This is a genomic window from Enterococcus sp. GPZ-007 (genome assembly GCF_059374735.1).
This window is the reverse complement of record NZ_JCAFYN010000001.1, coordinates 80949-95381: the sequence shown is the minus strand read 5'-3', so window position 1 is coordinate 95381 and position 14433 is coordinate 80949. Positions and strand designations below refer to the sequence as shown.

At 42.9% G+C, this 14433-nt stretch carries 9 protein-coding genes; all 9 read left to right on the top strand.

Translation table 11 applies throughout. From position 1 onward, the window contains the following. The first annotated feature begins 140 nt into the window (after positions 1 to 140). The 9 genes from AC4J95_RS00385 to AC4J95_RS00345 all read left to right on the top strand — a co-directional run bounded on the left by AC4J95_RS00385 (position 141) and on the right by AC4J95_RS00345 (position 14296). A complete protein-coding gene (locus AC4J95_RS00385; protein WP_494548166.1) occupies positions 141 to 1595 on the top strand; it encodes an AcpB/EbpR/MafR family transcriptional regulator in 1455 nt (484 codons plus the stop codon). 374 nt (positions 1596 to 1969) lie between these two features. Continuing rightward, entirely contained in the window at positions 1970 to 3625 is a 1656-nt protein-coding gene (locus AC4J95_RS00380) for a MutS-related protein (RefSeq protein ID WP_494548165.1), read from the top strand. 215 nt (positions 3626 to 3840) lie between these two features. Then, positions 3841 to 5580 carry an ABC transporter ATP-binding protein gene (locus AC4J95_RS00375; protein ID WP_494548164.1) on the top strand — a complete coding sequence of 580 codons (1740 nt, stop codon included), beginning with the start codon at positions 3841 to 3843 and terminating at the stop codon, positions 5578 to 5580. Beyond that, the gene (locus tag AC4J95_RS00370) at positions 5570 to 7450 is read left to right on the top strand and encodes an ABC transporter ATP-binding protein (RefSeq protein WP_494548163.1); all 1881 of its coding nucleotides are present in this window, start codon (positions 5570 to 5572) and stop codon (positions 7448 to 7450) included. The genes AC4J95_RS00375 and AC4J95_RS00370 overlap by 11 nt, the downstream gene beginning before the upstream one ends. A 113-nt stretch (positions 7451 to 7563) precedes the next feature. Then, positions 7564 to 8028: a GNAT family N-acetyltransferase gene (locus tag AC4J95_RS00365; protein WP_494548162.1), complete on the top strand. Its 465-nt coding sequence runs from the start codon at positions 7564 to 7566 to the stop codon at positions 8026 to 8028. After that, positions 8025 to 8957, top strand: coding sequence for an NADP-dependent oxidoreductase (locus tag AC4J95_RS00360; RefSeq protein ID WP_494548161.1), 933 nt, complete (start codon positions 8025 to 8027; stop codon positions 8955 to 8957). Before AC4J95_RS00365 ends, AC4J95_RS00360 begins: the two co-directional genes overlap by 4 nt. Before the next feature lies 1 nt (position 8958). After that, positions 8959 to 9276, top strand: coding sequence for a hypothetical protein (locus AC4J95_RS00355; RefSeq protein WP_494548160.1), 318 nt, complete (start codon positions 8959 to 8961; stop codon positions 9274 to 9276). A 154-nt stretch (positions 9277 to 9430) separates the two neighbouring features. Next, positions 9431 to 12166, top strand: a complete 2736-nt coding sequence (locus AC4J95_RS00350; RefSeq protein ID WP_494548159.1) for a YhgE/Pip domain-containing protein — start codon at positions 9431 to 9433, stop codon at positions 12164 to 12166. Between the two features lie 306 nt (positions 12167 to 12472). Next, positions 12473 to 14296: an APC family permease gene (locus tag AC4J95_RS00345; RefSeq protein ID WP_316401922.1), complete on the top strand. Its 1824-nt coding sequence runs from the start codon at positions 12473 to 12475 to the stop codon at positions 14294 to 14296. Positions 14297 to 14433: the final 137 nt, after the last annotated feature.

Here is a 14433-nt window from a genome sequence, read left to right as displayed (position 1 = left end):
TAGTTAAATAAATATCAGTATTTTCCCGCTTTCCCAGAGTTATTTTATGATATAATGACCAATGAATGTTATAATCCAAAAACTTAAAAAGGAATATCGGATTTGAAGAATAGTGACAAATGGGTTAGGAGGGGACTTTTGTGCGGAGATTACTTAAAAATACAACACAACGGCGTTTAGCCATCATCGGTGTTTTACGAGATTTAATTGGGTGGCAAAATCCAGAAATGATTGCAGATCTGTTAGACTGCTCAATGAAAACCATTCTATCTGATGTTGAGGCGATTAATGATTTATGGGGGGAACACGTTGGCGTAGAGTATTCCCGTACGAACGGTTTGAGATTGAATGATGCGCTTCATAATAAAACACGACAATTGGCGCGGAATTTAATGGATGAATCTGAAGCCTTTACGTTCTTAGAGCGGCTCTTTTTTCGACCTAATGAAGATATGGATTACTGGCTTAATGATCTTTATATCAGCGAGGCGACTTTTTACCGAATGATAAAACAGTTGGATAAGGTTTTGAAGGAAAAAGGATTAGTTCTCGAGCGTAGGCCTTTTCGAATTACTGCTAAAAATGAACGTTGGGTTCGGGTTTTTTATGTGCAATTGTTCTTGGAAAAATATGGATTAAACGAGTGGCCTTTTGAATTGGAGCGAGAAAGGATGATCGATTTTATCAAGAGTGCTGATCAGTCTTTTGATATTGCCTACAATGATCGGGATATTTTAGAGAGCAGCTATCTGCTGGCGATCATCATCATCAGGACCTCACAGGGCTTTCTGCTTACAGAAAAAGAGAAGTTTGATTTGAATCAGGATTTAATTGATCAAATTTTAACTTTACGCCCGGCAGCAGATCGAGCCGTTCAAGATACTCAATATGTGGTGACAGAACAATGGTATTATGACATAGCTAACAGCCTGTTTTGTCCGTGTTTTATCACGCGCTTCGAGCCAAGTTGCCAGATTACGCTGAGCCATTTAGAAAGCTTTTTGGGAGAGCTGGAGCTGGCCTACAATTTACCACTAACGGATAAACGGCGGAAAATCATTTTACAGAAGTTGTTGCGGGTACAAACGGCTTATCAAGTATGGCCGTTTACGCGATCAATTCTCTTTGATTCAGCCGCATATTTTTCAAGAAATGCAAAGCTGCAGTATCCGCACTTTACAAAACATGTTCATCAATTATTGCTGCGACTGGAGCGGAAGACTGGAGATCCTTGGTTCAGTCAATTCTATTTCTCAGTGATTCAAACGCTGTTTAAAGAGTGGGAGGGACTTGCATATTCGTTGGACGAACACTCCGCTAAAGTGAAAATTTTTGTCGTAAGTGATTCAGGAGAAAGCCATGCGAAAATGATTGCGGATTTGATTCAAAGCCGCTTTTATTATCGTGTGGTGATCGAGACTCATGAAGGTTCAGTGTTGGATTTTGAACACGATGAGAGCTTCATGGACTATGACCTGGTAATCGCTAACTATCCGATCAAGAATTACTCTTATAGCAATTTAAAAATCGTGGACGATTTTTTAACAGAAAGCGATCTATCCTCAATTGGTTCCTTTGTCAAAGAAATTCGCTAAGAAGACTCCACTCGGGTCTTCTTTTTGTCAGTTCTGCTTTTAGCAGTATATTAGGATCAAAAATAGCTTTCTTATTGATGACAAGAACTTGATGATGAAGTTTAGCAGAATGATAGGCGAAACGACAATCAAACTCATTTTTCGCGTTCTTCGAAAAATGAATTCCATAGTAGGAGATAGCGGTCAGTTCTGCTTTTAGCAGTATATTAGGATCAAAACAGCTTTCTTATTGATGAGAAGAACTTGATGATGGAGTTTAGCAGAATGATAGGCGAAACGACAATCAAACTCATTTTCGCGCTAGCTGGAGGGTTTCCAACCAGTAGAAACTTCGCTAAACTAGGTATCATAATACGTTTATTAAGGAGTAAGTCATGAAGCCTCAATTCTTAGCGATCGGAATCATTTTAATCGTAGCCATGTTTTTTGTGGTTATCGACCTATTTTCGCAAATCAAATTGCGACAGCTTGTTCGTTCTCAATGGGGAAAGATTCCTCGTCAGAGCCGTTTTGACAAAGAAGATAGTCTGAAGGCGGCATGGCAGATCGAAAAGGAATTCCACGAATGGGATAGTGAAATCGATGATCTAACTTGGTACGATCTGGATATGCAGGAGATTTTTGAGCTGATCAATGGAACATACTCCAGTATTGGTTCGGAGGCATTGTATCAACGTCTGCGCAATTATAATTTTAATCAGGCGGATGATTTGGAGGAACTGATTCACTTTTACCAAGAAAAACCTGAGATCAGAGAGAAGATCCAGTTTCATTTTGCCGGTCTGGGCAAGCGCGACAATAATTTTACGAAGCAATATATCGCGAATGGCAAAAGGGAAAAGCTAGGGAATCTATGGCTGTATGTTCTGTTGGGGGGACTGCTGCTGGTTAGTTTGGGTGTTCTTGTGGTGGCTGGTCCGATTGGGATTTTTCTATTGTTGGGATCGATTCTGTTTAATGTCATTTTTTATATGACAAAAAAAGCGAAGTTGGAGACTGAACTGGAAAGTATGCGTTACCTAGTCCAGTCAATTTCTCTAGCCAACAAATTAAGTACAATCGTTACGCCGCGGCAAGCTGAGATCAGAAAAAATATTGTCCCATTAAAATCGATTGCTAAATGGGGCTTCTCTTTTCGGGTAAAGAGCACCAGTGAAGCGGATATCATGTTTGAATACCTGAATTTAGTCTTTATGATTCCTTTTATTGCGTATAATTTTGTGATCACGCGACTAAGTAAGTATAGCCAAGAGGCGATCAATTTATGGAAAGTCTTGGGAGAAATGGAAGTAGCAGCTGCGATTCTGAACTTCAGGACTTATTTTCCAGTCAGCTGTCAGCCAGAGTTTGCGATAGGAGGAATTCAGGCTGAGGATATCTATCATCCGCTGGTTGAATATTCGGTGGTTAATCCGGTCAATTGGCAACGGAATACGCTAGTCACTGGCTCAAATGCCTCGGGGAAATCAACCTACGTAAAGAGTATCGCCATCAGCGGGATATTAGCTCAAACAATCAACACAGCGATCGCTGAGAAACTGACGATGCAGCCAGGGCACGTTTTGACCTCGATGGCTGTTGAGGATGATATTATGGCTGGTGACAGCTATTTTGTCGCAGAGATCAAATCAATCAAGCGGCTGTTGAATCAAGTGGAAAAGGGTGAACGCTGCTATTGTTTTATTGATGAAATATTGAAGGGGACCAATACGATCGAGCGGATCGCGGCTTCTTCTAGTGTCGTCACTTGGCTAGCAGACTATCCAAGTCTGAGCTTTGTTGCGACCCATGATATCGAACTGACTGAGATGCTGAAAGAGTACTGCGACAATGTGCATTTTGAAGAAACGGTAACAGAGGAGCATGGGATCAGCTTTGATTATGAGCTGAAGCAAGGCCCCGCAGTCACGCGCAACGCGATAGCATTGTTAAAGGTTATGGATTACCCAGAAAAAATCGTAGAGCAGGCGCAAAAAGAGGCTCACTATTTCGATGAGCAGCGGACTTGGCCCATCATTGAGAATAATTAGGTATAGTCTTTTATCACACAGAAAGAATCGTCCTGATTACAGGAGGGTTCTTTTTGTCAGTCGAACTACATTAATATACAAGCAGTTTCGTTCGATGATAGACGCAAAGAGAATAATAATACGTTTTTTATGAAAAATGGGTGAATTTATTAGAACTTTTGAACAAAACTCTCTATACTAGAAAGAGCACTTATTAAAAGGAAGGACGTGAATACATGTTAAAAAAATTACTGACGAATGTCGGTGAGTATAAGAAGCAAAGCTTGCAGACTCCCATATTTACGATGGGCGAAGTCTTGATGGACGTGATCATGCCCTTGATCATGGCCGGACTGATCGATAATGGAATCGAAAAAAGCGATACGAGTATGATTCTGCGTTATGGCGGCTTGCTCTTTTTGTGTGCCTTGTTTGCACTGGCAATGGGAACTTTAGGCGGTCGAACAGCTGCGATCGCGTCGGCAGGATTTGCGAAGAATTTGCGTCATAATTTATTTGAACGCATCCAAAGCTTTTCGTTCTCAAATATCGATCGCTTCTCAAGCTCGAGTTTGATTACCCGTTTGACGACGGATACAACCAACGTGCAAAATGCCTATCAAATGGTGATCCGTATCTTGGTTCGTTCACCGCTGATTTTGATTTTTTCTTTAGTGATGACGTTCCATATCAATCGGGATTTATCAATGATCTATTTAGTCATCGTTCCGATTATGATCGTCGGATTAGGGCTGATCATTCGATTTGCTCATCCATTGTTTGAAAAAGTATTTCGAACTTATGACCGCTTGAACAATGTCGTGCATGAAAATCTACAGGGGATCCGAGTGGTGAAATCTTATGTCCGAGAGGAACATGAGGAGGAAAAATTCAGTCGAGTCTCTAAAAAGGTGTTTGATAATTTTACGAAGGCGCAACGGATTGTGGCCTTCAATATGCCCCTCTTACAAGTGGCGGTCTACACCTGTATGCTGTTGCTTTCTTGGTTGGGAGCGGAGCTGATTGTAAATACGGGAAGCTTGTCAACGGGTGAGTTAGTCAGCATGTTCAACTATACGATGCAGATTCTGATGAGCTTGATGATGCTGTCCATGACCTTTGTCCAGCTAATGATTGCTCGTACATCTGCGGAACGGATCACAGAAGTCTTGAATGAAGAAAGTGATCTGAAGAATGGCGAGAACCCATTGACCGAAGTCCCTGACGGCTCGGTAGAATTTAACAATGTTTGCTTCAGCTATAAGGATGATATGGATAAATTAGTCTTGGAAAACATCGATCTGAAGATTGCTTCGGGTGAAGTGATCGGGATCGTCGGCGGTACCGGGAGCTCGAAATCTAGTTTAGTCCAGCTGATTCCACGGTTATATGATGTCACACATGGCGAGGTTAAAGTTGGCGGACACGATGTTCGGAGCTATGACTTGGAAACACTGCGTGATCAAGTCGGAATGGTTCTGCAAAACAATGTCCTGTTCAGTGGCACAATTACCGATAATTTACGCTGGGGTGATGCCAACGCGACGGAGGAAGAAGTCATTCATGCAGCGACCATCGCGCAGGCAGATTCCTTTATCCAAGAGTTTCCAAATAAGTATGACACGATGATTTCTGAAGGCGGGAATAATGTCTCTGGTGGACAAAAGCAACGGTTAACGATTGCTCGGGCATTATTGAAGAAGCCGAAGATTTTGATTTTGGATGATTCTACCAGTGCGGTGGATACCAAAACAGATCGAGCGATTCGCGAAGGCTTAGCCAAGGAAATTCCTGGCACAACCACCTTCATTATTTCTCAACGAATTAGTTCGATCGAAGATGCGGATCGAATCATTGTACTAGATGACGGGAAAATCAATGGGATAGGAACCCATGAGGAATTGCTGGCAAACAATGTCATCTATCAGGAAGTCTTTGAGTCCCAACAGAAAGGATTTGGTGATCATGATGAATAAACGACCTGCACCCAAATCCAGTCCAGTAAAAACGATCAAGCGCCTGCTGAAGATTATGGCGAAGGAACACAAAGTTCAGCTGGTGATCGTTTTCTTAATGATCTTGTTGAGTGCGTTTGCCAATGTCCGCGGCTCGCTATTTTTGCAAGTCGTGATCGACGACTATATCACGCCATTAATCGGACAAAGCAATCCGAACTTTACGGGTTTGTTAAAGGCGATTATGACCATGGCATTGATTTATGTTGTGGGAATCATCGGCACGCTTTCTTATAATTTGATCATGGTGAAGGTTTCTGAAGGCACTCAGAAAAAAATCCGTGATCAGATGTTTAATCACTTAGAAACACTGCCATTGCGCTACTTTGATTCAAATGCTGATGGCGATATCATGAGTCATTTTACCAATGACACGGATACCCTGCGGCAAATGATCTCACAAAGTATTCCTAACTTGATGATGGCATTCGTGACTTTTATCTCTGTATTTATTGCGATGTTTTCATTGAGTGTTCCTCTGACCTGCTTTGTGATTGTTTCGGTATCGCTGATGCTCGTCATGCTGCGCTTCATTACGAATCGCAGTGGACGCTACTTTGGTGAACAGCAGCGTTCGCTGGGAAAGGTCAACGGCTACATCGAAGAGATGATGCATGGGCAAAAAGTTGTGAAGGTCTTCAATCATGAAGAAACAGCGATGAAGGAGTTTGATGTGATCAATGATCAGCTGCAGGAAAGCGCGGCAAAAGCTAACGCGACTGCCAATACCTTGATGCCGATCATGATGAATCTCTTGAACATCCAATACGTTTTAGTGGCGATTAGTGGCGGATTATTCGCTGTATATGGTGTTTCGGCGCTAACAGTTGGGATGATTGCTTCCTTCTTGCAATTGAGTCGTTCATTGAATGGTCCAATCAGCCAAATTTCTCAGCAAATCAATTTCGTCATTATGGCCTTAGCTGGTGCCGATCGGATCTTCCAATTATTGGATGAAGAGTCAGAAGTTGACGATGGCTATGTTACGCTGGTAAACGTCAAAGAAGTCAACGGCGAATTGATCGAGACCAATGAACGGACCGGTATCTGGGCTTGGAAACATCCCCATGAAGACGGTACGACCTCGTACGTTCGTTTAACCGGCGATGTGCGCTTTGAGGATGTCAATTTCGGGTACAACGATGATCAGCTGGTGCTGCATGATATTAATCTATACGCGGAGCCAGGGCAAAAGGTGGCCTTTGTTGGCGCGACAGGTGCCGGCAAGACGACCATCACGAACCTGATCAATCGTTTCTATGATATCCAAGAAGGCAAGATTCGCTATGACGGAGTAAACGTGAAGAAAATCAAAAAGAATTCCCTGCGTTCGTCACTAGGGATCGTTTTGCAGGATACTCACTTATTCACGGGAACGGTCAAGGAAAATATCCGTTATGGGAATCTGAGCGCCACCGATGAAGAGGTTTATCAAGCAGCGAAATTGTCGAATGCCGATACCTTCATCCAGCATTTGCCGGAGAAATACGATACGGTGATTACTGGTGATGGAGAAGGACTCTCGCAAGGGCAGCGCCAATTACTGGCAATCGCTCGCGCGGCGATCGCTGATCCGCCGGTGATGATCATGGACGAGGCGACCTCCAGCATCGATACCCGAACAGAGAGTATCGTTCAGTCGGGGATGGATCGCTTGATGGAGGGGCGTACCGTGTTTGTGATCGCCCATCGATTATCCACCATTCAAAACTCTGATGTCATCATGGTAATGGACCATGGACGGATCATTGAACGGGGCGACCATGATAGTCTGTTAGCTGAAGGCGGCATGTATTATCAACTGTACACTGGAAAAGTTGAATTAGATTAATAAAAAAAGAGAAGATGGGCCAAGTAGATTGGTACATCTTCTCTTTTTGTTGGAACAAGTGGTTAATAATCGTTACAATAAAACTAAAGATTTTCTAGAAAGGAAGCGGTGTGATGGGGATTGACGTTTCAAGAATGGATAAATCAGATTTACCAGCAGCTGTCGAGCTGATCAAAAAGGTATTCATGAAGTTTGAGGCGCCGGATTATTCTGCTGAAGGTGTGGCTCATTTTATGGCTTATTTAGATGATGAGCTGGAAAAAGAGCTTTCGGCAAATCAGCTGCAGCTTTGGTGCGGAAAGTACGATCAGCAACTTGTCGGTGTGTTGGCAGTTCGTTCGGCGAATCATGTGGCGTTGCTTTTTGTTGATGAAAACTACCATCGTCAAGGGATCGCTAAGCAGATGTATCAGGCGATGCTTACCGAGCTTACCCCGAAGCAATTGACCGTTAATTCCTCGCCTTATGCGGTGCCTGCTTATGAAAAATTGGGCTTTCAACTGAATGGAGAAGAAGAAACGGTCTCAGGGATTCGTTTTCAACCAATGATTTTTATCAGAGAGGATGTAGAAAGATGAAACGTTTTGCAATGAAAGACTATGGAGAAGCGAAGGATGTATTGATTGAGATCGAGGCAGAACCTCGTCCGGTGGATGACACGCATGTTCGGGTGGAGCTAACAGCTTTTGCCATCAATCCGTATGATGTGGCTTTACGTCAAGGAGCGATGTGTGATTTTCGGACACTGAAATTTCCATATGTCTTAGGCAATGACGGTGCCGGTGTCGTGACCGAAGTCGGCAAGGAAGTATCCCATGTAAAGGTGGGAGATGAAGTGATCGTTCATGCTGTTGGCGGAACCTACGGAGAAGAAGTAGTTGTTCCTGGGAAAAAGATCGTGAAGAAACCAGAGTTAATGTCCTGGGAAGTTGCAGCTGGTGCAGTAACTCCATGGCTGACGACCTATAATTTAGTCACTCATTTATTAGGGGACACGATAGGTGATACGGTGATGGTACAGGGGGCATCTGGTGCCGTTGGTTCGTTACTAGTGCAATATTTAAAAGAACAGGGCAAAACCGTTTTGGCTTCTGCATCGAAACGCAACGAGACTCTGGTTCGCCAGTTAGGAGCAGATCGGTTTGTTGCTTATGACGAGGTGGATGCCGGCGAAGCGTTTATGGATCAAGCGGATACCGTAATTGACGCCACAAAAGGCGGGCGTGCAGGCGAAGCTGGCATGCAAATTATGAAGGCAGGCGGAAATTTTGTTGCCTTGAACAATTTGCCGAATGAACAAAAGAAAGCCGGAAACTACTTCTCTTTCGGACCTTCTAAAGATTATTCTGATTTCGAAGCGTTGACAGCCTTGACAGAATTAGCTGACAAGATCCAGTTGACGATTGCAGAGGTATACCCATTTGATTTGCGCAGTGTCGTTGAAGGACATGAGTTGTTAGAAGGACACCCCTCAGCTGGGAAAATCATCATAAAAAAGGCGGACTAACATGGATCAACAAAAATGGTTATTAGTAAAAGCAAATTTTGAAGGAACCGAAGATTTGGCAGACGGGTATTATCGTCTGCGGGAAATTGAGGGTGGGTATCAGCTTGCGTATCTGGTAGCTGGACCCTGCGGCGATAAAAATCCGCATCCAGAGATCACGCTGCGGCAGGAAGGAAATCAGGTTCGGCCGATTCGTCTGCGAGATATGGAAGCCACCCCGATTTTGAACCTCTCAGAAAAAGATGATTCGGATCAGATCGAGGCACTGACAGAGCAGCTTTTAAATCGCTTTATTGCAGTCAAAAAACTTAGTCTTTAAGCATTTCTTTAGCATTTCACAGGTGAAAAGGGATACAATTATGACAAATTGTAAGGAATGTCAAAAAAGGTGATTTCAGAGACTCACTAGAATTGAAATTAGCCGAAATTCCATGCTACATTAGTTCAGCGAGAAAAAATAGTAGGTGAAATCAATGAAAGTTATACAATCTCTTAAACACACATGGAGTCTGTTCATATTAGATTGGCGTCGCATTTTCAAAAATCCGATCGCCATTTTACTGATGGCTGCATTAGTCATCATCCCATCCCTTTATGCTTGGTTCAATATCAAAGCTTTGTGGGATCCGTATTCCAATACAGGGGAATTGCCAATCGCGGTCTATAGTGCCGATACTGGTGCGAAATTTCAAGACAAGGATGTCGAAATCGGAGACCAGGTGATTAAAAATTTACACGAAAATAAACAGCTCGGCTGGCGCTTTGTCGATTCGAAGAAGCAAGTTGTTGATGGTGTTCGATCAGGAAAATACTACGCAGGGATCTATTTGCCAAAAGAGTTTTCCAAAGATTTATTGAGTTTTACCTCAGGGGATATTCAAAAACCGAAGATCGAGTATTATCTAAACCAAAAAATTAATGCCATTGCTCCAAAGATTACCGATAAGGGTGCTGGATCAATCCAAACTGAGATCAGTCAGGAGTTTATTAAGACAGCAAGCTCCACACTGTTGAAGGTGTTTAATGAAATTGGTTACGACATCGATGCCAACTTAGTTAGTATCAATAAGGTCAAAAATCTAATTCTAACGACGAATGATAATCTAGGTGAAATCGATAAGTACACGCAGGAAGTCGTCGAAGTACAAGGAAAGTTGCCAGAGCTGAAAGAAAAATTAGCTAAGGCCAATGAAATTCAAGGGTATATACCGCAAGTTGATGAGATGGGGCAAAAATTAATTACCTTGAATCAAAAAATGCCTGAAATCAAACGGCAAGCCAGTGTCATCTTGACCCTGCAGCAAAAGATTCCAGAGATTCAGCAAGCGGGAAATCAACTGGCTCAAGTCGATAATGACTTTGCCGAGATTGAAAAGACCTTGAATGACGGAATTAATGAAGCAAAACAAGGCTTGAACATCATCCATCAAGTTCAAACGATCCTGCCAGATGTTCAAAAGCTGGGCAACCAAGCCAATGATTTCGCCGCGACTACGAAAGACGGCGCTGAAAAGTTAAAAACAGCGGTACCGAATATTTCTAGTAGTGTGCAAGTAACGTTGCAATCAATCGGTCAGGTTGCGACTACCACGCAGTCAATTACCAGTGATCTGTCTGCGCTACTGGATAAGGAAGAACTGACGCCAGATGAGAAAGCACATATTGGAGCGATCATCAGTGACTTCCAGAGCAATTTAGCCGATCAGCAAGCAGCGATCGACAATCTAAATCAATTTTTAGCTGATTTGAAGAAAACTGCTGATGATAATGGCAATACTGAAGCGAGTCAAAATTTGGCTGCTATTATGAGTCAGTTAACTAACGTAAAGAATTCATTAGGCGATCTAAGCAATCGTTTTGGTCATTTGAATGACTTGGTTCAAAACGGCAGCACGAAGGATGCAAAAGCTTTCTTAAGTGAAATCAATAGCGCTGCTGGCAATGTAGCCAATATCACCAACAGCATCAACGCCGAACAAGTCGGTCAAACCGTCAGCTCGATCCTTGATAAACTCATCAATACGATCACGACTGCGCAGGGTGTGTTGAATCAAGCGCAGCAAATTGATTTTGCTTCATTATTGAACTCAACGGAAGGGACCGTCAGCAATGCGATCACCTTCTTGGAGAAATACCAAAAACAAATGCCTGCGATCGGTCAGGAAGTTCATGATGCGAATGTTTTATTGAACGGACATATGAATGACATCGTCAATGGCATCAACACGGGTGCGGATCTTTACAATAATGAATTGCCCGTAGTTGAACAAAAATTAGGCTTAGCCGCAAACTTCATGCAAAATGATTGGGCAGGTGTTAAGAAGGATTTAACTGGCGGCTTAAAGATCGCCAACGACAAGATGCCGGAAGTAGAAAGTGCCTTGAATCTTGCGACGGATTTGATCAAAAATGATTATCCATCCTTGCGAGCTGGTATCCAAAAAGCAGCAACCGCGATTCAACAAGGAGATAAAACGATCGACTTTGGTCAAGTCTTGAAATTATTGAAACTAGATGCGCAAAAGGAAAGTGATTTCTTCACGACTCCGGTAGATTTGCAGACCAATACGATGTATCCGATCGCCAATAACGGTTCAGCCAGCACGCCATTCTACACCGCCTTGTGTCTGTGGGTAGGGGCAGTATTGTTCTCAAGCGTCACGACGACAGAGTTCTTCCTAGATAAAAAAGATCGCAGCAAATACACCAAACGTGAACAATTTGGTGCGCGGATGCTGACTTACTTAGTTGTTAGTATCGGACAAGCGCTGATCGTAACACTAGGAAATATGTTCTTATTAGGTGTTTACGTGAAAAATCCGGTGTACAGCGTACTCTTCGCTGTTCTAGTCGCGCTGGCCTTTATGATGATTGTTTATGTGCTGGTCGCTCTCTTTGGAACGGTCGGGAAAGGGATCGCGATCATCATTCTGGTACTCTCCATTTCCGGCGGGGGCGGGAACTATCCGATCCAAGTCTCAGGTAAGTTCTTCCAAGCGGTCAATCCGTGGCTGCCATTCACTCACGCCGTGAACCTGTTACGTGAGAGCGCCGGTGGAATTTACTGGCCAAATGCGTCAGGCGATATCGTTATCATGATCGTACTGTTCATCGTGTTTGGTATCCTGGGAACCTGGGCTTATCCAGTATTGCAACCACACTTAACGAAGCTGACGAAAGTCGCGCATGAAAGTAAAATTTTCCATTAAAAACGGCTCTTTGTCAAAAAGGACTGATAGAAAATTCTTCTATCGGTCCTTTTTGAGCATGAAAAAAACAAGCAGGCAGGCCAACAGCGTATTACTGTTGTTTTGCCTGTTTTCGTGTTTTACTAAGGGTATGAAAAGTCGTTGAAAAAATCATTGACTTTTGGTTTCAGTACGAGTAATATTTCGCTTGTTTGCTTTTTTTACAAAGAATTTTTATAAATAGGAAATACGATTTGTATCGGTAAAAACAAACAACGTTATCTATAAAAAAATTGAGTACATTATTTGGAACAAGGAGTGAGTCTAGTGGATTATCTTAAACGCTTGCTGGTGGGTCGACCACTGAAGTCGTCTGAAAATGACGATCAGAACCTGTCGCGTTTTGCGGCTTTAGCGATGCTTTCGTCAGATGCGTTGTCCTCTGTTGCGTATGGGACTGAACAGATCGTTGTCGTTCTGGTGACCTTATCAGCAGCAGCGATTTGGTATTCATTGCCGATCGCGTTCGTGGTATTGATTTTATTAGCATCATTGATTTTATCTTATCGTCAAATTATTCATGCCTATCCTCATGGTGGCGGAGCTTATGTCGTCAGCAGTGAAAACTTAGGGAAGAATGCCGGCTTGATCGCTGGGGGTTCGCTTCTGGTGGATTATATGCTGACTGTTGCCGTGTCTGTATCAGCCGGTGCTGAAGCTATCGCCTCTGCGATTCCAGCTTTGTACAATCATCGTGTCCTGATTTCTGTCATTATTGTTTTATTATTGATGCTGATGAATTTACGTGGTTTACGTGAGAGTGCGGGTCTTTTGATGACGCCTGTTTACAGCTTTATTGCAGTGATAACGATCTTGATCGTCGTCGGCTTAGTAAAAATTGTTACTGGAGCGGCGCCGCTTCATTCGACTGCTCAGGTTGGAGCCGTTGTACCAGGTATTTCGACCGCGCTCTTGTTACGGGCCTTCTCATCGGGTTCTTCATCATTAACTGGGGTAGAAGCAATCAGTAATGCCGTACCATTTTTCAAAAAACCGCGAGCAAAAAATGCGGCTGGCACGTTAGCCATGATGGGCTTGATCTTAGGCTTCTTCTTTACAGGAATCACCTTTTTGAACTATTGGTTCGGAATTGTTCCAACCGCTGAAGTTACCGTCCTATCCCAAGTTGGTGAAGCAGTCTTTGGCAAAGGCTTCATGTACTATGTGCTGCAGTTTGTCACCGCGTTGATTTTAGCAGTAGCAGCAAATACAGGCTTCTCTGCCTTTCCTGTGCTAGCTTACAACTTAGCCAAGGATAAGTTCTTGCCGCATCGTTACCAAGACCGTGGCGACCGTTTAGGTTACTCTAACGGGATCATCACACTGGCTTTAGGCTCAATCGTCCTGCTACTGATTTTCCAAGGGTCGACAGAACGATTGATTCCGTTGTATTCAGTCGGCGTGTTCATTCCATTCACCTTATCGCAAACGGGAATGGTCTTGAAATGGCGTAAAGAAGGCGAGCATTGGTTAAGAAAATCGATCGCTAATATTATTGGCGCTCTGATTTCTTTTGCGATCGTCGTGATTCTATTTGTTTACCGTCTGCCAGATATTTGGCCATTTTTCATTATTATGCCAATCCTGATCTATGCCTTCTATAAGGTACACCGACATTATAAAAATGTCGCTGAACAATTACGCTTGGCAGATGATGTGGAGCTGCATGAATATGCTGGGAATACAGTCATCGTACTAGTAGGGAATGTTACCCAAGTGAATATCGGAGCGATCAATTATGCTCGATCAATCGGGGATTACGTGATCGCGATGCATGTTTCGTTAGAAGAGAACGAAGAAAAGGAACGGGAGATTCGCCGTGAATTCCGTGAGAAATTCCCAGATGTTCGTTTCTCAGTCGTTCGTTCGCCTTATCGTTCCATCGTGAATCCAGTCAGCCGATATGTGGATCGCGTAAGTAAAAATGCAAGACAGCACAACTATACTACGACAGTCTTAATTCCAGAATTCGTTCCAAACAGAACTTGGAAACGTTCGTTGCATAATCAGACGGCTTTACGCTTACGCTTCCGCTTGTCATATCGTGATGATATTATCATTAGTACCTATAACTACCATTTAAAGAAATAACGTTTGAACGAGAATGTACCTTTATCGGTGCATTCTTTTTTTGCGTACTGATTAATTTAAAAATCATAAATGTTATTCAATCAACTGTTTAAACTCATTTATTATCGACAGTTATTTAAAAAATGATGAATTATCAT